General features: G+C 27.9%; 17 protein-coding genes. All 17 read left to right on the top strand.

What is annotated here, in order from left to right; all coding sequences use genetic code 11:
- Position 1 precedes the first annotated feature (1 nt).
- The 17 genes from DS884_RS18490 (at position 2) to DS884_RS16030 (ending at position 24,121) form a co-directional block, all read left to right on the top strand.
- Positions 2 to 169, top strand: coding sequence for a DUF5908 family protein (locus DS884_RS18490; RefSeq protein ID WP_158530863.1), 168 nt, complete (start codon positions 2 to 4; stop codon positions 167 to 169).
- Between the two features lies 1 nt (position 170).
- A complete protein-coding gene (locus tag DS884_RS16105; RefSeq protein ID WP_113787482.1) occupies positions 171 to 848 on the top strand; it encodes a hypothetical protein in 678 nt (225 codons plus the stop codon).
- Complete coding sequence (gene vgrG, locus DS884_RS16100) at positions 845 to 2,641, top strand: type VI secretion system tip protein VgrG (RefSeq protein ID WP_113787481.1); 1,797 nt, start codon at positions 845 to 847, stop codon at positions 2,639 to 2,641. The genes DS884_RS16105 and vgrG overlap by 4 nt, the downstream gene beginning before the upstream one ends.
- Before the next feature lie 27 nt (positions 2,642 to 2,668).
- Positions 2,669 to 2,971, top strand: a complete 303-nt coding sequence (locus DS884_RS16095) for a PAAR domain-containing protein (RefSeq protein ID WP_093871823.1) — start codon at positions 2,669 to 2,671, stop codon at positions 2,969 to 2,971.
- Positions 2,964 to 3,395 (top strand): GPW/gp25 family protein, encoded by a 432-nt coding sequence (locus DS884_RS16090; RefSeq protein ID WP_093871822.1) that lies wholly within the window; start codon positions 2,964 to 2,966, stop codon positions 3,393 to 3,395. The genes DS884_RS16095 and DS884_RS16090 overlap by 8 nt, the downstream gene beginning before the upstream one ends.
- A gap of 3 nt (positions 3,396 to 3,398) precedes the next feature.
- The gene (locus DS884_RS16085) at positions 3,399 to 7,910 is read left to right on the top strand and encodes a hypothetical protein (protein ID WP_113787480.1); all 4,512 of its coding nucleotides are present in this window, start codon (positions 3,399 to 3,401) and stop codon (positions 7,908 to 7,910) included.
- Positions 7,910 to 10,768, top strand: a complete 2,859-nt coding sequence (locus DS884_RS16080; protein ID WP_113787479.1) for a hypothetical protein — start codon at positions 7,910 to 7,912, stop codon at positions 10,766 to 10,768. Before DS884_RS16085 ends, DS884_RS16080 begins: the two co-directional genes overlap by 1 nt.
- Positions 10,762 to 14,922, top strand: a complete 4,161-nt coding sequence (locus DS884_RS16075; RefSeq protein WP_113787478.1) for a contractile injection system tape measure protein — start codon at positions 10,762 to 10,764, stop codon at positions 14,920 to 14,922. Before DS884_RS16080 ends, DS884_RS16075 begins: the two co-directional genes overlap by 7 nt.
- A 52-nt stretch (positions 14,923 to 14,974) precedes the next feature.
- The gene (locus DS884_RS16070; protein WP_113787477.1) at positions 14,975 to 16,933 is read left to right on the top strand and encodes a hypothetical protein; all 1,959 of its coding nucleotides are present in this window, start codon (positions 14,975 to 14,977) and stop codon (positions 16,931 to 16,933) included.
- Positions 16,934 to 16,939: 6 nt separating this feature from the next.
- Positions 16,940 to 17,824: a hypothetical protein gene (locus DS884_RS16065; protein WP_093871817.1), complete on the top strand. Its 885-nt coding sequence runs from the start codon at positions 16,940 to 16,942 to the stop codon at positions 17,822 to 17,824.
- An 88-nt stretch (positions 17,825 to 17,912) separates the two neighbouring features.
- Positions 17,913 to 18,689 carry a hypothetical protein gene (locus DS884_RS16060; RefSeq protein ID WP_147239418.1) on the top strand — a complete coding sequence of 259 codons (777 nt, stop codon included), beginning with the start codon at positions 17,913 to 17,915 and terminating at the stop codon, positions 18,687 to 18,689.
- Positions 18,690 to 18,692: 3 nt separating this feature from the next.
- The gene (locus DS884_RS16055; RefSeq protein ID WP_113787475.1) at positions 18,693 to 19,616 is read left to right on the top strand and encodes a hypothetical protein; all 924 of its coding nucleotides are present in this window, start codon (positions 18,693 to 18,695) and stop codon (positions 19,614 to 19,616) included.
- Positions 19,606 to 20,958: an ATP-binding protein gene (locus tag DS884_RS16050; RefSeq protein ID WP_113787474.1), complete on the top strand. Its 1,353-nt coding sequence runs from the start codon at positions 19,606 to 19,608 to the stop codon at positions 20,956 to 20,958. The genes DS884_RS16055 and DS884_RS16050 overlap by 11 nt, the downstream gene beginning before the upstream one ends.
- A gap of 178 nt (positions 20,959 to 21,136) precedes the next feature.
- Entirely contained in the window at positions 21,137 to 21,646 is a 510-nt protein-coding gene (locus DS884_RS16045; protein ID WP_113787473.1) for a hypothetical protein, read from the top strand.
- A gap of 49 nt (positions 21,647 to 21,695) precedes the next feature.
- On the top strand, positions 21,696 to 22,112 hold the full coding sequence (locus DS884_RS16040; protein ID WP_113787472.1) for a hypothetical protein: 417 nt from the start codon (positions 21,696 to 21,698) through the stop codon (positions 22,110 to 22,112).
- A gap of 16 nt (positions 22,113 to 22,128) precedes the next feature.
- Positions 22,129 to 22,629, top strand: a complete 501-nt coding sequence (locus tag DS884_RS16035) for an SET domain-containing protein-lysine N-methyltransferase (protein ID WP_113787471.1) — start codon at positions 22,129 to 22,131, stop codon at positions 22,627 to 22,629.
- Positions 22,630 to 22,696: 67 nt separating this feature from the next.
- Positions 22,697 to 24,121: a DUF4157 domain-containing protein gene (locus DS884_RS16030; RefSeq protein ID WP_199488226.1), complete on the top strand. Its 1,425-nt coding sequence runs from the start codon at positions 22,697 to 22,699 to the stop codon at positions 24,119 to 24,121.
- Positions 24,122 to 24,146 lie beyond the last annotated feature (25 nt).

Genomic DNA, 24,146 nt, shown 5'->3' with positions numbered 1-24,146 from the left:
AATGCCAGTAGAAATAAGAGAATTGATTATTAAAACAGAAATAAAAACAAAAAGTGATGAAAATATATCACTTAAAGAAAATGAGTTCCTTGTTTTTAAAGAAGAAATTTTAGAAACCTGTAAAAGAATGTTAACAGAAGGTGTAAAGAAAATAAATTACAGAAGGTAGAATGGGCTTAGAGTTAATGAAAATAACAGGTTATTTAGATGGCGATTTTAACACGCCAATACCAGGAGATCCCTATAAGGTGATGATTAACCCTAATGAGATAAAATGGAATCGTAAAATTCTTTACAATGAACAACAACCTATAGATTCTAGCAAACCTTCTCAGAAATATAAAAACACCGCAAGTGATGAATTAAGTTTTGATATAGTTATTGATTGTACTGGAGTTGTATTTTCTAAACGAATAGATATGGCTACAGAAATTAAAACCTTGGAAGATATTGTTTATACCTATAATGGAAAAATTCACAGACCAAATTATGTTAAAATACAGTGGGGGAATAACATGTCTTTTAAAAGTGTTTTAAAAACATTTAATACAAATTACACGCTTTTTAGGCCCGATGGGAGTCCTCTTAGAGCAAAAGTTTCTTTAAGTTTTGGAGAATATGTTTCGCCAAAAAGAAAATGTAAAGAAGAAAAAAAAGAATCCCCAGATATTACACATTTGGTAGAAGTAGTTGAAGGAGAATCGTTGCCTCAGTTATGTACAAAAATGTGGAATTCTCCTTTTCATTACATACAAGTAGCAAATTATAATGGACTTAATAAGTTTAGAAAACTAGAAGGAGGAAAAGAATTGATTTTTCCTCCAATAATAAAACCAATTGAAGCATGAGTTGTTCAGGAATTGATAGTGGCGGTTTAGTCACATTTGATGTAAAAGTAAACGGAAGTTTTATACCAGATATTATAGAAGTAGAAAATGTTGTTATAGATAAGTCGGTTAATAGAATATCAAAAGCAATAATAGTAATTCTTGATGGTAATCCATCAGAAGAGGGATTTACAGTAAGTTCTTCAGCAACGTTTGTACCCGGAAATAAAGTAAGTATAGAGCTGGGGTATGAATCTGTAAACGAGTTGGTTTTTGAAGGTATTATAACAAAACAAAGTGTAAAAGTAAACGGAGCAGCTGGTCCTACCTTAGAAGTAGAATGTAGAGATGAGGCTATTCGTATGATTGTTGGACGTAAAAGTGCTACTTATGCTAAGAAAAAAGATAGTGATATTATAAATTCTATAATAAGTACTTACAAAGGTTTAAGAGCTAATGTAACAGCAACACAAACGAAATGGCAAGAACAAGTACAGTATTATACAACTGACTGGGATTTTATTATGGCAAGAGCCGAGTCTAATGGTATGATAATTACAACACTAGGTGGAAAGGTTTCAGTATTTCCACCAGATAAAGACAAAAAATCAGTTTTAAAGATTGAATATGGAAATAACTTATTGGAGTTTAATGCCGATTTAGATGCAATAACACAATTAGCATCTGTAAAAGGGAATTCATGGGGGTATCCTACTCAAAAAATAACTACAGCTTCTGCAAATAACAATTATGCTGGTGCTGGTAATTTATCAACAAAAAAATTATCAGAAGTTGTAGGGTTAAAAGATTTCCAAGTACAAACAACGGCTCCTTTAGAAGCAACAGATTTAACCAATTGGTCTAAAGCTACTTTAATAAAAAGTGAGTTTTCTAAAATTAGAGGAGAAGTTAAATTTCAAGGAAGTAATAAAGTAAACCCAGGAAAATATCTAACCTTAGATGGGTTAGGAGATCGTTTTAATGGCGATCATTTTATGTCAAATGTAAAACATGAAGTAGCTCATGGTAACTGGGTAACTACCGTAACTATAGGTTTATCTCCAGTTTGGTTTACAGAAGAACCAGATGTAATGGCACCACCAGCATCAGGTTTATTACCTGGAGTACAAGGACTTTTTAATGCAACGGTAAAAAAAATGTATGAAGATCCTGATAATCAATTTAGAATATTAATTGATATTCCATTATTTGATAGCAAAGGTGAAGGTATTTGGGCAAGACTTGCTAATTTTTATTCAACTTCGGGTGCAGGGGCATTTTTTTTACCAGAAGTAGGAGATGAGGTTGTTGTTGGGTTTTTAAATGAAGATCCACGTTATCCTATTATTTTAGGAAGTTTATATAGTAGCACAAAAAACAAACCTTATAAAGGGCTCATTCCAGACAAAAAAAACACAAAAAAAGCAATTGTTTCTAAGCAAGGAATTTTTATAGAGTTTGATGATGAAAACAAGAAGTTTACTATTGAAACACCTAGTAAAAACACTGCAATTTTTGATGATAAGAGTAAAGAAATAACGATTAAAGATCAGAACAGTAATAGTATCGTCATGTCTTCTAGTGGGATTACTATTAAGAGTGCTAAAAATATAAACATAGAGGCTAATCAAAAGTTAACCCTTAAAGGAAAACAAGGTGTAACAATAGATAGTTCTCCTGGAGATGTAACAATTAAAGGAACTAATATAAAAGAAATAGCAAGTGTAAAGTATTCTGCAAAAGGAAGTGCACAAGCTGAACTTACAGGAGGAGCACAAACTACCATAAAAGGAGCTATGGTTATGATAAACTAAACTTAAACAAACTAATAAAATTTAAATATGCCACCAGCAGCAAGATTAACAGACTTTCATCAATGTCCAATGCAAACACCAGCAGTTCCAGCACCAATACCACATGTAGGTGGACCGATAATTGGTCCTGGACAACCCAATGTATTAATAGGAAAATTACCAGCAGCAAAAGTAGGAGATATGTTGGTTTGTGTAGGACCTCCAGATGTAATTGTTAAAGGTTCTGCTACGGTAAAAATAGGAGGTATGCCAGCAGCAAGGGTTGGAGATGCAACAGCGCATGGAGGCAAAATTGTTTTAGGAGCTTTAAATGTAATAATAGGTGGATAATTTATTAACAAATAAGCAAAAAGATTTCTTAGGGTCTGGTTGGGCTTTTCCGGTAACATTTTTTGTTGGAAATCACCAATTATCAATAACTCGTTATGAGAATAATATAAAAGATTCTATAGATGTAATAATGGAAACCAATTTTGGAGAAAGACCTATGACTCCACAATTCGGATCTGGTTTACAACAATTTTTCTTCCAAGAAATGAATGAAACATTAAAATCAGAAATAAAAGATGTTATAACCTCTAGTTTATTATTAAATGAACCAAGAATTAATGTACTAAACGTAACAGTTGAATATACTGATATGACGAATGGTTTAGTAGAGGTTGGAATAGATTATGAGTACAATCAAACAAATACAAGACATAATTATGTATACCCTTTTTATTTAAAAGAAGGAACCAATTTAGCTAATTAATTAATGAATTTAATAGACCAAAATAAAGCACTTTTATCTTTAGGCAATAGCCTAGAAAATCATTCTTGTTTGATAGATGGTAGAACAGAGAAAGATGATTTAAGTTTTTTGGTTGATTTTGCTTCATTAATTAATTTTTACGATCAAACAAATACTATTAATGGAGATTGGAGCCCTTTTTTATTAAAAGACCCTGTTTTTTTATTGGCTTCTATAGCTAAAACACCCTTTAATAAAATGCATGCATTATATGTGCAAACTTGTTTAAAATTAAAAGAGGTTTTAACATCAAATAAAGTAGAGGATTTAAAGGACGTAATTACAAATTCTATTAATCAATTGTTTGATCAAATAATTGGCATTTTTCATATTTTACAAGGTTGGGTAAAATATATGACCCAATCTAGTATTGAGTATAATTTAAAAACTTATATACTTAAAGAAATAAAAGAAAAACACAGTCGGTTTTTATGGGCGATATTATGGTTAAGAGAAGAACTACATATTAAATCTATAGATGGTATAGAAGGTATAAAATCTATAAATAAATATATATACAAGTCTTACGATGCTAGAGTTTGGAAAGAGTTAGATGGAAAAATACCTTATTTAAAATTATTAGAGCTAAAAAATCCAATAGAAGAAAATAAGGTTGAAGATTTTTTTAATTCTTTAAAGTATACTGGAGACTTATTGTTTTCTTTTTTTAATAGCATTGTTGAGTATGCTTCAGTAGATTTTAAAGCTTTTCAAAATCGGGAAGATATTTACCCTGATACATTATTGTTAAAAACCTTTACAAAGTTAATGAAGGTATATAAACAACAATTAAATGGTTTATCAAAAAAACATTTAAATTTTTACTATAAAGATATTTTATTGCAAAAAAAGAAACTTGCAGTAGTAGATAAAGTTTATATAAGTACTGAATTATCTGAGTTAACATCTGTATTTGAATTACCTATAGCCACCTTGTTTAACGGAGGAGAGTATGAAGATAAATCACCAATTTTATATGAAACTAAAGAAAAAGTATCGTTAAATCCTGCTAGAATATCTAACACTTATACACTGTCTCAAAGAGAAGAAAAAAAAGGGTTAATAACATACTATAAAAAGGAAGAAAAAGATGTAAACACTTTACAAGAAGATGAAGAAGGTAAAGTAAAACAATGGAAAACATTTGGCAATCAAAACAGTAAAGAAGGAAAAAAAATAAAATTAGGTTTTGCTTTTGCATCACCGATGCTATTATTAAAAGAAGGTGTTAGAAAGTTAACAATAATATTCACATTTTCAGAAACAGCCGATTTAAATTTTTTTAAAAAAGGAAGTTATTACTTAAGTACTGCTACAGAATGGTTTTTAATACCAAATGATAATACTATTTTAAACATTACTGAACAGAGTAATAAAATAAAGTTAGTTATAAATTTAGATATATCTGCACCAGCAATTGTTTCTTTTTTAGAAAACATAGATGGGATAGAGAGCTCTTGGCCAATATTTAAAATGAGTTTTACCGAACTATTAAAAAATCCACCAGTTATTAAATCATTAAAAATAGCTGTAGATGTAAAAGAATTACAAAGTTTTCAATTATATAATGATTTTGGCTTATTAGAAACAGAAAAACCATTTCAACCTTTAGGGCCAACTCCAGAAAAAGATCAAGGTTTTATTATAGGTAATGCTGAAGTTTTTAGTAAACCTGTAAGACTGTTTTCTATAAAAATGGATTGGAATAATCTTCCAAATAACTTTATAAGTTACTATTACCAATATAATAAGTATAAAGATAATTGTTATAGAAATCCACCTATAAAAGAAGTTACTTCAATATTAAAAAGTATTTGGAAAAAGATACATGGTTTATTTTCAAATGAAGAAAAAAATATAGATTCCCCAAAAAATATAATACCTACAGAGCCTTTTAATGATATGGCTTTTAAGGTAGATTTTCAATTACTTCAAGATAAATTATGGAAACCTTTAGATATGAATATGCTTTTTGGATTGCAATATGTTTTTTTTGAATATAAAGTGCTTAAAGAAACGTTTTCAAATAATTTATTTCAAGGAGTTCCAGAAATTGTAGCTATCGAACAACTACAAGTATCAGACATTATTCTAATTAAAAATGTGTTTGAAATAAACAGATTTTTAAAAATTGAAGATCAATTGAATGTTTTTATAGATTTAAAAATAGGTGATGTTTTAGAAATGAAAGATCATTTACAAATAGATAGTTTACTAAAAATAGAATCTAGAGCTCAAATTAGTGATATCATTAAGATAAAAGATGTAGATTTTTTATACATAAATGAAAATGAATCAACAATAAAGTTTGTCGATGTTTTTGAAGTTAACCAACATTTAAAAGTTTCTGAATTATTTTTAATAGCGAATGAATTAAAAATAAAGAGTTTTTTAGAAATAGAAAATTTTTTTAAAAAAGAACATAAAATATTTTACAAAGAAAATTCTTTAAAAACCGATTTAAAATTAAGTGATGAACTTCAACTGAATACATCTTTAAAAGTATGTGATTTATTAAGTTTTAATGAAGATTTATTATTAGAAGAGGCTTTTTCAAAAACTATTGGAGATTTAATAAAGGTAAAGAAAGAAATAAAGATAGGAGATTTATTTAAGTGGAATTATACTCAAAAAAATGAAAATATAAATATAGATTTAAAAGGTGCTCTTTCATATGAAAATGAATTGGATGAGGTTGTGAAAATTCCCCTTTCAGGAACGATAAGTTTACTTAATGATTTAGAGTTAACAGCTATTTTAAATATAGATTATTCACGATACTTTTTTGAAATAATAACAATAAACACTAGTAGGAAAGAGTTTTTAAGTACTACTTATAAAAAAATGTTTAATTATAGTTTTTTTGGCTCTTCAGAAATACTAAGATTACAAAATGATATAGATCCAAATATTCAAAATGTACCTTTAGAATTAACTCAAGAAACTTCATCAGGTTTTATAAGAATGCAACTTAAAAACCCTAAAGAAGGGTTTGGAACATTATTATATCCTAAAGTAGTAGGTGCTATAGCAATGTATAATGCTGAATTATTGGCTTTAAATATTAAAAAAGGTATCGATATTTATCCACTTGAAGAGCCAGCTAATGAGCCTTTCACTCCAATAGTTGGTTTTTTTAAAGGAAATTACAGAAGCAGTTGTACCTACGAATATAATAGTGATACAGATGGTTTTAAAAGTGTAATGTATCCTAATTATCCTATTGAATGTTTTTATTACAATGCTTTTAAAAATTATAAAGTTTATGATAGTAATTTAACAACGAAAGAAAATTTAAAAATAAAAAATAATTTTCCTTCTATAACGCCAAAATATGATGGTAAAGGGCAATTAATTTTAGGGTTAGAAGAGGTAATTGCACCAGCAGAAATTAGTTTTTACTTTGAGTTGGCACAAGATTACAAAACAGTAAAAAAAGAAGTTAGTAGTATTGTATATGAGTATTTGGGTAAAACGGGTTGGGAAAACCTTACAGTAATATCAGATACAACAAACGAGTTTAGTTGTTCAGGTATTATTACATTTAATTTCCCTAGTGATATTACCAATGTGCATTGGACTATGCCAAATTATAAGTATTGGATTAAGATTTATGTAAAAAATAATCCTGATTGGTATGCTCCAACAACTTTTTTAAATACGAATGGTATAAAATTACAAAGAATAAAAAAAGGATTTGAAACTTCACCTAAAATACCATTTATTGAAGCCAATGTAATAGAAAGTACATATGAAGCTATTCCTGAAATAGGAACAATTATGCAACCTTTTGTTTCTTTTGGGGGAAGAGCAGCAGAAACGGAAGAGAAAATGAATAAGCGTGTAAGTGTTCGCTTAAAAACAAAAGATAGAGTAGTAACATCACAAGATTATTATAGAGTAATTAAAGAAGCTTATACAGAGATATATTATATCAAAGTGTGTTTTAATAAAAAGACTAAAAGCACCGAAGTTTATTTAGCACAAGCAATAAAAAGTTGGAAAGATTCTAATGCTTTTTTACCAATTGTTAGTTCATGCTTACAACAAAACGTAACTAGTTTTTTAAAGCCAATAGCATCTCATTTTGCAAATATTAAAGTAAATAATTTTCATTTTACCTATATAAAATTAATTGGAGAAATAACAATAAAGACAGGTAACAAGCCCTCAGGAGTTGCTAAGTTGGTAAATAATGGTATAAATATTTTTTTATCTCCTTGGATTAGTACTAACCAATCTCAAATAGTAATAGATAATGGAGTAAGTATTGCTCAAATATCAGAATTTATAATGAGTACCTATAATTGTATTGATAGTATTATAAACTTAGCAATTAAATTAGGTAAAAAAGAAGCAACTACAGGACGTATTGTATATGAAAAAGAACTACATAAAAATATAACTCCAGCAAGTTTACAAGCGTTTGCATTATTAGTGCCTTCATTAAATAACCATAAAATTGATTATAAGTAATGGAGAAATTTAATTACATAGAAGATACAGCATTACCTTTAGAGTTAAACTTTGCGTTACTTAAAGATAAGGCACTTACTTATATTCAAAGAAATAATAAAGGTACTTGGACAAATTTAAATCAAAGTGACCCAGGAGTTACAATCCTAGATCAGCTGTGTTATGCGCTTACCGAATTAGGATATTGTAATAATTTTCCAATTAAAGATGTTTTAACAAACAAAGAAGGTAAATTAAAAGTAAAAAATCAGTTTTATTTACCAGAAAACATTTTAACAACTTCACCTTTATCTATTGATGATTTTAGAAAATTTGTAATAGATAATACAAAAAACATTGCTAATGTTCAAATTTCACCTGTAAAAACGAGTATAAATGCTTCTGAAGCGGTTTATAAAACTTCGATTTTAATTGATAGAACTATTGATAAGACAAAAAAAATAGAAGTTACCAATTATAAAAAAGTAAAGAAAAAAAATACTGAAGGAAAAGAGGTTGAAGAGGTAATTGAAGAAAAAGGAGTAAAAACACTGAGTGATATTATTTTAGAAAACACCTTTTTTATTTTAAACAAGTGTAGAAACTTAGGAGAATTATTTTTATTTCCTACAATTTTAAATCCAGTTGAATATTCTATAAAAGGAAATTTAGAACTAGCGAATGGGGCTGATTTAAATACAGTTTTAATAGCAATAGAAAAGGCAATTAATAACTATGTATATCCTAAATTATTACAAAAAGGTTATGAAGAAATAAAGAAAGAAGAATTAACTACGAATGAAATATTTAATGGACCTAAGCTTAAAAATGGATGGATTTCTGATGATAACATGCAGGCGAAACGTAATAGAATTCAGGTTTATGAAATTACTGAAATAATTAAAAATGTAGAAGGTGTTGTTTCAATAACTGATGTTGTTTTTTTAGTAGATGAAGTAACAAAATATGAAGTAAAATGTGACGAAGATGAAATATTAGTGTTTGTTTTTTTACCTAAAATAGATGGTTTAGAATCAAATTTAAAAGTTAATTTAAAAGGAAGATATATAAACACAACAATAAAAACTTCCTCATTAAAAGAACTTTCTTTTTTAGAAGAATCTTACGGACAAATATGTAAAGTATCAAGAGTAAGATTAGCTCCTAGTTTACCAGAAGGAAAATACCGAGATATTAGCAGTTATTTTTCTATTCAAAATACATTTCCAGATGCATATAAAGTAGGTATAAAAGGAGTAAGTGCTAATGCTTCAGATTTTGAAATAGCACAGTCAAGACAATTAAAAGGATATCTAACGCTTTTTGATCAGGTTTTAACCAATCAATTTATGCAATTATCTAATATTGGAGGTTTATTTTCATTTGAAAATGCTGTAACTGGAGATCCAACTGATAGAGAGCAGTTTTATAGTGTAAAAACGGCTTATGAAAAGCATCATTTAAAATACCCAGTACCATACATTTCTTTTTCGCCTACTTATTATTATCAATCATTATATAAAGAAGTACCTCATATACGACCTTTATTAAAAAATTTTCAAAAACACGATTTTGTTTATGGTTTGTTTCCTTTTGAAGAAGGAGATAATGGTTGGGCAAAATACCAAATAGATCCGTATAACTCATACATATGGGGGTTATTATCTTTCATGGAAGATGAAACGGTAAACTTAGAAAGGAGGAATAATCTTTTAGATAATCTTTTAGCCCGTCACGGAGAATCTCCTTCAGTTATCGATATAATAATTGAAGGTACTGTATACTCTGGTAATTCTCAAAAAGATAAGGTAATTCTTAAAAGTTTGTATTTACAAAATTTAGGACTCTTATCATATTACCGTATGAAAGCATATGATTATATAGGTGCAATGCCTTTAAAAAAGATATGCGAAGGAGGTAATTTAAACATTCAAAAAACAAAGAAGAATAAAATTTTTGAGTTTAAAAAAATAAGAAAATTAATAAAAGGAAAAAGAGAGGAGTGGTTACAAGGCAATCAAAAGGATTTTATTTTTAATACCGTTAAAGTTAATGAAGAGCAACGTATTACTGAAAACGATTTTATTAATTTTTCTGCAGTAGAGCTAAAGATAAACTTACTCTTTGCTTTAAATACATATTACCAAGATTATTTAATAGATCATGTTGATTTTTGTGCCTATTGGTTAATAACCCAACGAAAAGGTTTTTTATGTATTGAAACGAATTTATTAAAAGAATCTGCTGACTTTGAAATTATTATTACAGAAAAGGATAATGAAAAGAAATTAAAAAAAATAACAAATAAAATAGTTATTAAAGATAATGCCGATCATCAATCTTCATTAAAATATAACGATGTATTATTAATTGAATACTTATTAAAAAAGAAAGATGGTTTAGCAAAAGTAAAAGATAGATATAATGTAGAAATTATTAATAGTATTTATATAAAGGAAGATTTTAAAGTTATAGAAAGCACACCTTTTTTATGTTCGGTAAATGCATTTTGGAACGATACATTAATGCATTTATCAAATTCATTTTTTAATAATTCACTAATTTTTATATTTCCTGATTTTTTTGTTGATAAAAATAAATGTGGCAAAAAAGATAAAAAAAACAGAAGTTTTAAAATATCAGATTTCAAAAATAGGTTTAATTTTTTCTTAGAAAATGATTTACCTGTTCAAGTAGTACCAGAAAACTACTTTGTAAATAATGGGATGCTTAAAAAGCTAATAGTTGCTTATAGTAATTGGTATAATAGTTTACGTTTTAACCAAAATGAAAAAAAAATATATAATCCAAAACTTAAAAAAAATGCAGAAGAGCTAGTAAAATTAATTGTTGAACTTAATACTAATAAAAGATGTTAAGTACTAGCAATCATATCATAGCACGTTGCTCTTGGAATACTTTTTTCGATGAAAAAGAAAAAGGTGTTGAACTACAAAATAAATTAAGTGTTTGGAGTGAACATCATATGCCTAAAGAAGTAAACGCTGTTTTTAATAGTATTTGTGCAAATGGACAAACGCTTAAAATAAAAACATTAAAACTTGATTTAGGTGTTGTTAACTACGATAATCTAACAGAAGAACTAGCCTTAAAAATAAGAGAACAGTTAAGGTTACAGTTACAAGATATTTTAATGTACCCGGATAAACACGGACAAAGTATTCAAATTCTAAGAGAAGAAAATACCGATGTTAATATTATAAAATATTTTTTATTACAAGGTATAATGTCTTGGAATTATCAAGAAGTAAAAGGAACCATTCATCAAATATTTACTGATCAGTTATCTAATAATCGTCAAGAGGTTATTAATATGATTCAGGCTGTAGGTACTAAAGAATATGTAAGACGAAGAATTTCTTGGCAATTTAAAGAAGTAAGTATTAAAAAAATTATTGAAAGTTTAGAACAAAGCAATCATAGTTATATCATAGATTTTTCAGATGAATTTATAAAAATTCAAGAAAGAGAAACAATTGTGAAATCAGGAATTCATGATTTCAAGAAAAATCTATGGTTTTGGATTTTGAATTATCTTTTTGAAGAGCGTGGTACTATGTTTAATAAAATAGCATTTGTAAAAAGTAATATTGAGCAAATGGCAAATCATTTTAATATTGAGTATAAAGAACTATTTGCTTTAATTGAAGATGCTGTTTATAAGGTAAATGAAAACTCTTATGTAAAAACAAACTTAATACTCATTCTTTCAATTATATCTCAAAAAGAGTCTAAAACTTTAAATACAGAGTTCTCTAATGAAAAGCAGTTAGAGAAATATTGGCAAACATTACATAATTACTTTCAATCACCAAATACCCGAGTAACTACTTTTCAAAAACAACATTTTAAAGAGTTAATTCATACATTATCTGAAGTAACACCTTCTAGGTTTAAAAATATTTTAAATACAGTAAAAAATAAAGTATTTAATTGGAGGTCTATCGTTAATGATTTAGATGTAGTAGCCATAAAAATACTTTTAAATACACTATCACCTCATAAGGGAGATATAATTTATGATGAGGTTATTTCAATTAACAAAATAGCTTTACACAAGCATTTTAATTTAAAAGAAACTTGGGTTTTAGTAAAAAGTTTTCAGTTTTTAAAAGAGTATGATTCGGTAACACATACCAAAACAAAATTTTTAGGTTTTTTATTAAATGAAATTGCAGCTTTAAAAAACCTAACGAAGATTAAAGTAATAGAAAAGCTTACAAAAACAACACTTAAGAGCGATCAAAAAAACACAAAAACAATATACTTATTTAAGCACCTAAATAAAATACATAGGAGAGAAATAATAAAAGGCCTACCTGTTTTTTCTGAGGATAAGGTTGTTAAAGTATTAAAAGAATTTACCAATAACTCGTTATTTAAATTAGATAATACCCTTACTGAAAGTTATTATAAAACCATTCGTGTTTGGTTTAAAAAACAGCCAATTATAGTATGGAATCTTTTAAAAGAACATAATAACCAGGCAGTTATTCAAAAAATAATTCCAGAACTTTTTAATGATGAAGGAATTATTAGAATATTGTTAAAAAAAATATATCCAAATCATTATCAGTTAATTAAAAAAATAAAAAGAAGTATTGGTAAGGTAAATGTAAACAAAGAATCATATAAAATACTTAGCAAAATTCAACAAAGCATATTAACAGAAAGCATAGGGGTTTTAAGTTTTAATAAGAGTCAAAACTTAACATCATTTATAAGCTTGCTTTTTAAAAAATTAAAAGTAAAAGAAGATTTATCTGACGTTAAAAATTTTGAAAATACTTTAAATTATATTTTAAAAGAGTTATATAAAAAAACAAAGAAAGAATTATTATTTAATAAGGATGAGTTAAAACTATTGGTTAATGAAGTTAAGCAAACCAGCACACTAGATTTAGTTTTAAAATATATTAAAGACTTTAAGTATAAACATCAACAAGTAGCAAATTTATTAAGGAATATAGTATATGAGAAGAAATATAACAGCAATACTTTTATAAAAAATGAACAAATAATAGCTAATTATTTATTGCCAGATGCTTTTAAGATTAAAAAAGAAATTACACTAGCATACCTTAGAAAAAAGAACATTTTTGAAAAAAAACATACAGTAACAGTACTAAAAAAAATAATTAATGAACATTTTTGGTTGTGTATTGCAGATTATTCAGGTTATAGAGGTAATAAAGCAACGTTTCAAGAATTATTAAAAAAAGCCATTTCATATACCTTAGATGAAGATGCTTATAAAAGTAATGATGAAATAAGATATGAGTTAACACCTAATAATGAAATTAAAGAAACAACGATAAGTAATTTATATGTAATGCCTAAGGAGCATTTAGTTAGTTGTTTAAGGGAAGTTTTTGAAAATGATGAAAAAGGTAAAGATGAAATTAGGTTATATAAAAATAATATTCCGTTAAATAATTTATTGCTGTTTTGTTTAGAAGAATATCCAGAAGAAATATGTCTTTTAATAAGGAAGTTTCCGACTGAAAAATTAATAAGAATATTAAAAAAGAATATACCATTTAAACAATTTACAGTTTTAATATCAAAAGAAAAAAGCACACTTAATTTAGTTATAAATGCAATAGCATCATTACATGATTTACTGTTACACGTTAAAAAGGAGGCGATAGGAAGTAAAGTAGAAAATGAATTTTGGAAAAGTACTTTAGTTATCCTTAAACAGAATACGAATGCTATTAACACATTAGAAAGTTTAATAGAAGTAATTTTAAATGAACTTGCTGCAATAAATATTTTAAACATTCTTAAAGAAGAAAATATTTTTGTACCTCAATTATTAAAAGAAATTTTGATAACTAAAAATAGCACATTTGATCTATTAATCAATGAAAAAAGAACGAAGACTATTTTTAAAGAGTTGGAAGAATGTTATCAAAAAAACAAATTAACTTCTTTAAGCAAATCGTTGTTTTTAGAAACAAAAATACCTTCTTGGTTTACTTTTTCTAAAAGTATAACAGTTAAAGCATTAATAAGTCAAGTATTACAAGAGTATCCATTAGTAATATTATCAATATTAAGAAGAAATAATCTATCAAAAACACAAATAACAAATTTGTTAAGTGTAATAGATACAACACAATTTTTATCAGCATTAAAGCAATTATATCCAACGCAACAAAATCAGTTTACTGAATTACAACGTTTGTTTATTGTTTTAGATAATAATGTAATAAAAGAAGTTTCACCTATAACAATTAGAGAGATTTTATTAGAAAAATTAATAAAATCTTGGACGAATAGTAATTGGAGGTTACTAGCAACAACTTCAATATGGAGAGAATTGTTATGGGAGTTAAGTGTAAAAAGAAATATACAAGAAGAAAAATTTATACAAGCAATTAGTGCTATTAAAGATCAATTACCAACTCCTTTAAAAATAGCTTTTGAACGAACAGAAGAAATAAATAAAAACAAGAAATTAAATACATATAACATGTCAGTAGAAAAAGAAAAAATAAACGGAGTAGGTATACCAATACACAATGCAGGTTTGGTATTGTTAAATAGTTATTATTTAATGCTTTTAGACCGGTTAAATTTAATAACAAATGAAAAAATTAATTCGAAAGAAGATCAATTAAAAGCAGTGCACTATTTGCAATATACAGTTACTGGTATGGCACAAACAGAAGAGTCACTTTTAAGCTTAAATAAATTATTGTGCGGAATACCACTAAATGAACCAATAACTGATCGTATAGAAATAACAGTAAAAGAAGAAGATTTAATAAACGGACTAATAACAGCGGCAATATCATATTGGCCAGCTATAGGAAATACTACAGTAAACGGATTCAGAGGGAACTGGCTAGTAAGAGATGGTTTATTAAGAGAAGAAGATGATAGATGGGAGTTGATTATAGAAAAAAGACCTTATGATGTTTTGTTGATAAAATCGCCTTTTTCTTTTTCAATTATAAAACTTCCATGGATGGTAAAACCCTTGCATGTAACATGGTCATTTTAAAAAGTAACTCTAAAAAGAGTATTAAAATAAATAATAATCTAAACCAAATTTTATGAATTCTTACAATGAAAATTTGCACACTAGCGTTTTAGAAACGCTAAGTGAGCAAGAGTTAAAATTACAAAAATCAAAAGCAAATTTAGATGCGTCTATGTTTTCGTTATACTATGCTGAAGGAGCTCGTATTTCTGCTGCGGAAGAATTAATTATAGCAAATAATAATTATAAATTTCAACAAGAAATTTTAGAGCAAGCAGTAATAGATAGTGATTTGTCTAATAATGTTTTGTCGTCGGTTAATTTAGCAAATACATTTATACCTGAGACGGTGAAAAACACTTCAGTAGCAGCAGCAAATGTTCAAATTGCTGCCAATGCTATTTTAAAGTTAGCAAGTGATGTTGGAAGTATTTTTAGCATTGTGAACGCAGCTGATTTTGATACTGAAATTTACGATCAAAGTAAGTATGCTAATGATTTAATGAATGGAAGTTCACCTACAAAAAAAGGAACTGCTTATTTAGCAGAAAAAACCTCGCAATTAAGTATGGAAGCTTCTGCAGATGTAGCAGAAGTACCCGTTTCAAGTTTAGCAGAAAAAACTGCATCAACTGATACTTCAATAAAAGGTTTATTAGAGGTTGTTAATACTGATTTTAATACAGCTTCAACTGCTGTGATGACAGATACAGAAGCTTTGGCTACAGCAAATTCTGCAGAAAAAAAAGCTGAAGGAACTCTTGAAGATACCGGAGTTGTATATAAATCTACTCAAGATGCTTATGAGCTAAGTAACAAACAATTAAACTTAGACTTAAAAGTAACGATACCTGTTGAAGAAGGAAGGCCAACAAACTATAAAGTAAGTTTTAATAACTATAAAAGTCCGTTTGAAGATAGTAAAGAAAAAGGTGTTAGTGCGGGGAGTAATGATGAAGGATATCCTGTAAAGAACTATTACATATTTTTAGTGAAGAATAAAGATAAAGAATTTTTCTCATTATCTGATGCCGAAGGATTAATCACAGAAGACAAAGACAAAGAGTTGTATATAAAAATACCAAGTGTTTCTCCAGCAAAATCAAAGAAAAACTATTTATATGAAGAAACAATTAGTATTCGACCAGAATTAATGGTTGTAGAAGAGGATGCTTCAGATTTAAAAAAAGACAAAGAAAATAAAGTCCCAAAACAAAAATATTTAAGAGATGTTAATGGAGCAGATATTAAAATAGGAGAAAACTATGTAGTATATGTTTTAGCTGTTTTTGATAATGGCTACAAAAAAATAATTAACACTTTTGATGATTATTTAACAGTACCATCAGCGTGTTTTACTTTAAAAAACAGATTAACTGCGGCAAAAAAAATAGCTGTTGATACTAATAAAATGACTTTTACAGCAAAACAGAATGGTGATTTTAATGTAGAATATCGTTGTATATTTTTATTATTCAACCCTAAGTTAACAAAAGGATTATTAACAGCAAAAGAGCTAGAAAAATTAGAAAAAGTAGCAAGTGAATTAGATGAATATTATAAAAAAAATAAAGAGAAACAAGGTTTAAAACTATTACTGGAACAGATAAAGTCAAAAATATCTATTTCGATAAGTAATGAAAAAGAAGAATCAACGAATGCTATATTAGAAACTTTAGAAAAAGAAAAACAAGAGTTAATAGATAAACTCAAAAAAATTGAAGAAGAAATTAAAAAACTAGAAAAAGACTTAAAAAAACCAGGTTTTTTCTTCAATTATACTATTGCAAAAGGATTGGAAGTAGAAAGTTATGGTATTGCAACAGTTCCTACAGCTCCTTCAAAGAAATATTCTTTTGATATTAATGTATCAACAACAGATAGCTTTGGTAATAGTTTAATAGCTGGTAGTGAGTATATACCAGTTGTATTGGCAATGCCAAAAAAGAAAGATGAGGAAGTTCAGTTTATAGGAGCTTTATCAAATATTCAAGAAACATCAGTATTTCAATATACAATCAATAAAAAATAAAATATTATGACAACGCTTACTTTAAATAAAAAATACGGAATAACCGAAAAGAAAAAGGCTGAGTTAGATGCTTTATCTAATGAAGTATTAATAGCCCAAAATGAAGTTGAACAATTACAAGCAATTGTAAATTCTCTAACAGAAAAATCAAATAATTTAGATTCTCTATTAGCTGTTGATATGCAAAATAAAAATACAGCATTAGCTAATAAAGAATCGTTAAATCAAATTATAGATAATGTATTCGATGTACTAATAAACTCTAAAATAACTTTTAAGGGTATTTTAAAATCTGATGTAAAAATAAAAGAAGTAGCACAGAGTATTGAGGTAGTAATTAACAAGCTGATTTATTCGGCTGAAGTAGTTAATAAATTATCCAACTTAGTAATTCGTAAAAAAGCACAAAACCCATTAATATCTGATGAATTAGTTACTATGGTAACCAATGCAGGTACTAGTGCAAATAATGCAGTAGCACTAACACTTACAGCTTTAAATTCAGTGGTAGCATCTCAAACAACCACAATAGAATCTCAAGGTGTAATGGCTTTAGAATTTTTACAAGCTATTCGTTTATTTGAATTTATTACAGGGTATGTTTTTGAGCATCAAAATGAAGAAGAAATAAATTCATTTATTAATAGACTTTATGATTATAAAAAGGAAATTATCAATGCTACGTCATTTTCAGATGAAGCTAATTTAACATCATTAATTTATTTAGCATATGATAATGCAGTTGTAAAATATAACAGCACTTTAAGAGCAAATAAAAAAGCTTCAGAACAATTAAATGAAGCTGAAACAAGGTTAAGTAAAGCAACTATAAAATTAAATTCTTTAGAAGCTGGTTTAGCAGCAGCCAATGCAGCAGCATTAGCCTCTTAAAATTAAAAAAAAAGAGATTGTTTAAATTTAACTTAAGCATTCATTTTAAACAATCTCTTTTTTATTAATGTATTTAACCAAGTTAGTTATGTATACTCATAAAAATGAAAATAAAGCACATCAATCAGCAGCTAATTTAATACATCAAAATAGCACAAAAAACAACCCTTTTCAATTAATAGATAATAGAAAAAGTAATAAAAATATAGTACAACGTGTAGATAGTGATGATGAAGGATATGAAGGCGGTTCTGAAGATGAAGAAATGAATATAGAAGAATCTGATGGCGAAACTTACGAGCCAGAATCAGATGATGGTTATATTGATCCTGAAGAAATATATAGAGCTCCTGGTACATCTTATAGAGGCTCTCGTTCATTCTATAAAGGAAAACATAGAGATATTAGAAAAAGTTTGATGGAAAGACAAACAGATTCCAGTGGGAAATTACATTCAGGATTTGATGGTAAAGGAGAGGTTATTAAACTTGATGGTATGGGAAGAGAAATTAGAAAACATAAAACTAAAGGAGCAAAAGACAAACAACCAGATATAGATCATATGATTGATTATATAGCAATTGATGATGAAGTAGATAAATATGATGAAAGTGACATGTCGTCTGATGAAACCGAGGAATACAAAAACTTTTTATATAACGATGAAAGTAATTTAGAGATTTTATCAAAAAATGAACACAAGGGTAAAAAGAGATATACAAGAGATACTGTGACGAAAACTATAAGAAAAGAAGCAAAAAAAATGGTTAAAGCAAAAAGAGCAGATTTTAAAGCAAGTCCTGATGCTAAAAGAAGGCTTGCTATACGAAGAAAATTATCAAGAAAGAAAAAGTTAAATCTATAAAATATGGAAAACATTACTAAAAAGTTTTATACAGATTTTTATAATAGAACCAATGGTTTTATTCCATCTAAGCCATTAAATCAAAATATATATCCGGGTGATTTTTTTCAAATTCAAAAAGGAGAAGTGGTTGTTTTAGGAAATATATTTAAAAACAATGTAGTAGATATAGATGAAGTGGTTTTTGAATATGGAGTAAAACAAAACGAGTATAATTGGAATTTTAGTAATGGTGTAACCAAACCTTATGCAGGTAGAGATACAGGGCAAAATATTATTGAAGGTAACTTTGGGTATAGTAAACAAATATTGGCATTTAAAGAATTTGGAAGTTTCTTTTTTACAAGTAATAATCCAGAAGCTGTAAGAATTGTAAACTGGAATATGATTGCTGACGAACTTATAATTAAGTTAACACAAGTTTTATATTCTTTTAGAGAAGTATATGTAGTAACTGAAAGTGTAACTACAGAAAACTGGAGTTTGGTTATTTCAGGATCAGATCAGGGTGAATTAGAAATAGCATCAGAAACAGAAAGTGCTGGCTTAATAGAGTTATTCGGACAAGCAAATTCAAAAACTATTCAGGCAAGAGATATAGAGTTTTATCAAAAGGAAGAAAAAAAGCGCCCATGTTTTTTTAAAGCCAAAAAATTAATTGTACAACCAGAAAAATTAGAAGTATTTATAAGTGAATTAATAACAGCAAGAACTGGAGTTATTGATTGGGCAAATAACTTTTTTAAATACGATTATAAGTCTGAACAGGTATTTACACCTAATCAATCAGCTTATAATTCTCAAACTTGTGTTTTAGATATGTTACAAGCCAATCAATTAACACCTAATACGGCATTACAATATTTTAAATGGGCAAATGCGAATTTAGATGATATAGCAAAAATGTTTATAAATTATGCATACTAATGTAAACATACCGTTTTTATACAATGAGATATATTGGTTGCAAAAGGTAATTCATAATGTGATAAGTACGTATTTAGAGCATGAAGGTGAAAGACCTCATTGGATAGACATTCCTGTACAAGAAATAAAAAACAGTGAGGCAACTTATGCAAAATGTCTGATAGATTGGAAATTAAATATTTATGAACGTTTAGCTATTGCCTTAACATTGGCATCGCAGTTGAAACCTGAAGTATTAGATGTTTTCTTTGGAAGAAATAAAATTTATGATCGTGGATTTACAGAGTTCGGAGGTATTATTGATAAAAATCATAGTGGTTTTTTACCAACAGGTCAAACTTTAATCTTTTTAATCTCAGCAACAAATCCTGAAATTAGAGAGGAGATATTTAACATTTTCAAAAAAGAAAATATTTTAGTAAAAGAACAAGTTTTATCATTAGAAGATACAGAGTTATTCATACCAAAATATAATGGGATTTTAAGTTTAAGTAAGCGATGGTTTCATTACTTTTTAACAGGTGAAGAACCCAATATAGAGCAAAGCAATACGTTTCCTGCCCAAAAAATATCAACAAATTTAAATTGGGAAGATGTAGTGTTAAATGATTTTGTAATGGATGAAGTATTAGCTTTAAAAGCTTGGTTACAACACAGTAATACTTTAATGAATGAATGGGAATTGTATAAAAAAATAAAACCAGGGTATCGAGCTTTGTTTTATGGCCCCCCAGGAACAGGAAAAACACTAACAGTTTCTTTATTAGGAAAAGTATCTAACCGAGAAGTATATCGTGTAGATTTATCAATGATTGTTTCTAAATATATTGGAGAAACAGAAAAGAACTTATCAAGAATTTTTGACATTGCCCAGTATAAGGATTGGATTTTATTTTTTGATGAAGCGGATGCTTTATTCGGAAAAAGAACAGAAGCCAATAGTTCTAATGATAGGCATGCAAACCAGCAAACATCGTATTTGTTGCAGCGTATTGAAGATTTTCCAGGAGTGGTAATTCTTGCCTCTAATTTAAAAGGAAATATGGATGCGGCTTTTACAAGAAGATTTCAAGCGATGATTCACTTTAGTATGCCAGAAGTTAATGAACGTTATCAATTATGGAATAAAGCTTTTTCAGGTATATGTAAACTACATCCAGATATTGATGTTTGGAAAGTAGCTGAAGAATACGAGTTAGCAGGTGGTGCAATTATTAATGTTTTACGTTTTTGTGCATTGGCAGTAGTTTCAAGAGGAGATACAGTAGTGACTAAAGAAGAGTTATTAGAAGGTATTCGTAAAGAATTTAAGAAAGAAAATAAAACGATCACTACTTTTTAAAGTACGTCATTACAAGTACAGTTTATAAAGTGAGGTAATCTTTAGGCTAAGGTAAATGTTTAACGAATTGTTTCTGCTATCTATGACATTGTTATAACAAATAGAGTTTATGCAATGAAGTGGTTTTTAGATTAAAAAAGGTATTGAGAACTATGATTTTAAAAATAACTAATAAAAAATGAATGAAACTAAATTAGTCAAGAAATCTAAAAGTATATATCATTTCGTATTGGTAACAAAGTCATGGGGAAAACAGATTCCTTTAAACTGGCAACACATTATTATTGCAGAAGCACTTAATTATTGTGTTGTAAAAGAAGGATTAATAATAAAAGGTTATTGGTTAAAAGAAAAACGGTTGTATTTAATTATAGAAAGTATACCAAGTAAATTAAATTATGTTTTAAATGTTTTTGCAAAACAAATTTTAAAAGAGATTCATGAATATAATAAATTGAATAATGAATTTTTAGCTTCAGATATGAATTCAATTATTTTTAATGAGCTTTTTTATAAATTTCCGTTATACAATCAATATATCATAAAGTTAATAACAGGTAAAAAAGTAATGTTCCCTTACTATAACCCGCATTTAGTTCGATTAAAAGATGAGATAAATAATTACAACTATTGTTCAGCTATAGATTATAGTGGAGCAATTGGGCCTGTAATTGTTCAAATAAACTGATACGTATGTAAAGTTTTTACTTAACTAAATATAAATTTAAAAAGATAAAATGAAAGAACATGTAAATAAATGGAGTCAAGGTCAAAAAAAATCGGTATCAGATAGTATTCAAAAAAAAGCTATGGATACTAAGTCTACATTGCAACTAAAAGATAATAGGTCTAATAATGTTACTCAATTAGTTGAAAAAACTTCTAAGCCTTTCTGGGTTTCTGGTCCAGGAAAAGGGTTTATACCATTTATGGGAGCTCAATTTGATGGACAATATAGAGATCAAAGACATAAAGAGTTACTAGATAAAATACCAGAAGATCAATGTCCAGTAAAAACATTTCATCAGGAAAATGAATTTGCTTCAAAATTTCCTTATGAAGGGTCAAAAAGTAGATTAGGTGATACAGGAATATCTGCACATCGTTTTTATAATGGATTTAAAAACCTATTTAGTTTTGGAAGTAAAGAATAAAATAGACTAATCTTTTATGCAAATCGAAAAAAATAAATTAGAAACAGTAAAAACAAAGCTATCTACGATTTTACAAAAGAAAAGTAGTCGTAGTCAAGGGGTTTGTTTTAATGATAATAGATCTAAAAAGAGTATTGAAAAAGGTTTTTTAGCGCATAAAGATGTTATTCAAAATAAATCTTTTCACGAGAATGAAAATAGAAACAAAAAGTCATGGTTTATTGATAAGTCACCTATACACGGAAAAGGAGTTATGGCAGGTAAAAGTTTAAATAGAGAAGAAGAATTAGGTAAGGTAGCTTCCTTGAATAAAAATGGGGTTGATATAACTTCAGATTTTGGCTCTTTAATTAACCACCAATCCGATAAGAAAGCGAACGCAAGTTTGGAGAAGGAGGGAAATAACTTTATCCTTAAGATGAATAAATCAATAGATGTTGGGGAAGAAATAACCACAGATTACGACAATGCTGATCCTTATTTCGAAAAAAGTAAATCTACTTATAAAAAAATATAGATTAATTAAAAAATTATATGAAGATAAATACTTTCAAAATAATGAAATTTTAAAAAAAGAGAATAGAATGGGACACCAAACTCATATTTCAAAAAACAAGACTGATGTATCAGCTAGTGAACATATTGGTCAAAGAAAAGAAGCTACTTCTAAAGGACAGTTTTTGGTAGATAATCGTTTAAGTTCTTTAATTCAAAAAAAAGAAAACAATACAGGTTTACCTGATAATTTAAAATCAGGAATAGAAAATATGTCAGGTTATTCAATGGATGATGTTAATGTACATTATAATTCGGCTAAACCAGCCCAATTAAATGCACATGCGTATGCACAAGGAACCGATATTCATTTAAGTTCTGGGCAAGAGAAGCATTTACCTCATGAAGCATGGCATGTAGTACAACAAAAGCAGGGTAGAGTTCAGCCAACTACTTCTGTGGGAGGTGCGCAAATAAATGATAATGAAGGGTTAGAAACAGAAGCTGATGTAATGGGAAGGAAGGCTTTAAATACTGGAATAAACGAAACCAGTCAATTAGTCAAAAAAGAAAGTGTAAACGAAGTTCCTATTCAAATGTTTAATAAAGGAGTTGCAGCTTTTGGAGGATTAGCGGGTTTTATTCTTGCAGGAGCAAACCCTCTATTAGGTTTAGGATTAGCAATGTTAGGAGGGGCTTTTGGAGGGAATTATGGGGATAATTTATTTAGAGACGAAGAAGAGGACTTTACACATCAAGAAGAGGGTTTACCTGTAATTGAAGAAGTTCCTGCACATCAAGAAGAGGATTTACCTGTAATTGAAGAAGACTTGAATGAACGAGGTATAAATTTAGAGAACTTATTAAATACTCACACAGGACGTTATATTAATGATTTAGTAGATGATGATCATCCAGAGTTAGATATGAATCCACAGCATTTAGCTATAGGAACAGATAATAATTTTCAAGATTTGGTAACCCCAATTTTAAGAGGAGAAAGAGATGCAGAGAGAGTACTTCCTACTTTTTTAACAGGAGATCTATATAACCAAGCAGAAGAGTTTACACCAGAAAGAAATAGAGAGTTCATTGGAGGTTTTATAGATGGTATTCCAGGAGAAGGAGAAGAAGGAAGAGAAGATTATAGGGTGTCACTAAACCATAATATGGCAAGAAATTGGAGAGGAAATGAAACATTTGATCAATTTGTACAGGATAATTTTGCTCCAAGAGAAAATAGAGAATATGATGGAACAAGACAGGAAATTAGAGATTTATTGGATGCTGGGTTTCAGCCCTCACAATTAGGAGAAGATGGAAGAATGGAACTTAGTTTACAAGTTAATGAAGAGAAACAAGATCAAATACGAGAAACGTTAAGAAACAGAAGAGAAAGAGATGAAGAAAGAAGACAAGAAGAATATCAAAGAAGACAATTTGGAGAAAGAAGACAATTTGGAGGAGGTAGAAAAAATAAAGAAGCTAAGGATAGTTGGAGAAAAAAAAAGTAGTAATTGATAGTGGATTAGTTAGAAC

Source organism: Tenacibaculum sp. E3R01 (assembly GCF_003318185.1).
GTDB classification, from domain to species: Bacteria; Bacteroidota; Bacteroidia; order Flavobacteriales; family Flavobacteriaceae; genus Polaribacter; species Polaribacter halocynthiae.
The sequence above is the reverse complement of the archived record's forward strand: the minus strand, read 5'-3'. Positions and strand labels throughout refer to the sequence as shown.

Bases quoted from the DNA above. Each gene is read 5' to 3' on its own strand.
- DS884_RS18490 (WP_158530863.1), top strand. From the start codon at position 2: ATGCCAGTAGAAATAAGAGAATTGATTATTAAAACAGAAATAAAAACA.
- DS884_RS16105 (WP_113787482.1), top strand. From the start codon at position 171: ATGGGCTTAGAGTTAATGAAAATAACAGGTTATTTAGATGGCGATTTT.
- vgrG (WP_113787481.1), top strand. From the start codon at position 845: ATGAGTTGTTCAGGAATTGATAGTGGCGGTTTAGTCACATTTGATGTA.
- DS884_RS16095 (WP_093871823.1), top strand. From the start codon at position 2,669: ATGCCACCAGCAGCAAGATTAACAGACTTTCATCAATGTCCAATGCAA.
- DS884_RS16085 (WP_113787480.1), top strand. From the start codon at position 3,399: ATGAATTTAATAGACCAAAATAAAGCACTTTTATCTTTAGGCAATAGC.
- DS884_RS16080 (WP_113787479.1), top strand. From the start codon at position 7,910: ATGGAGAAATTTAATTACATAGAAGATACAGCATTACCTTTAGAGTTA.
- DS884_RS16075 (WP_113787478.1), top strand. From the start codon at position 10,762: ATGTTAAGTACTAGCAATCATATCATAGCACGTTGCTCTTGGAATACT.
- DS884_RS16070 (WP_113787477.1), top strand. From the start codon at position 14,975: ATGAATTCTTACAATGAAAATTTGCACACTAGCGTTTTAGAAACGCTA.
- DS884_RS16065 (WP_093871817.1), top strand. From the start codon at position 16,940: ATGACAACGCTTACTTTAAATAAAAAATACGGAATAACCGAAAAGAAA.
- DS884_RS16060 (WP_147239418.1), top strand. From the start codon at position 17,913: ATGTATACTCATAAAAATGAAAATAAAGCACATCAATCAGCAGCTAAT.
- DS884_RS16055 (WP_113787475.1), top strand. From the start codon at position 18,693: ATGGAAAACATTACTAAAAAGTTTTATACAGATTTTTATAATAGAACC.
- DS884_RS16050 (WP_113787474.1), top strand. From the start codon at position 19,606: ATGCATACTAATGTAAACATACCGTTTTTATACAATGAGATATATTGG.
- DS884_RS16045 (WP_113787473.1), top strand. From the start codon at position 21,137: ATGAATGAAACTAAATTAGTCAAGAAATCTAAAAGTATATATCATTTC.
- DS884_RS16040 (WP_113787472.1), top strand. From the start codon at position 21,696: ATGAAAGAACATGTAAATAAATGGAGTCAAGGTCAAAAAAAATCGGTA.
- DS884_RS16035 (WP_113787471.1), top strand. From the start codon at position 22,129: ATGCAAATCGAAAAAAATAAATTAGAAACAGTAAAAACAAAGCTATCT.
- DS884_RS16030 (WP_199488226.1), top strand. From the start codon at position 22,697: ATGGGACACCAAACTCATATTTCAAAAAACAAGACTGATGTATCAGCT.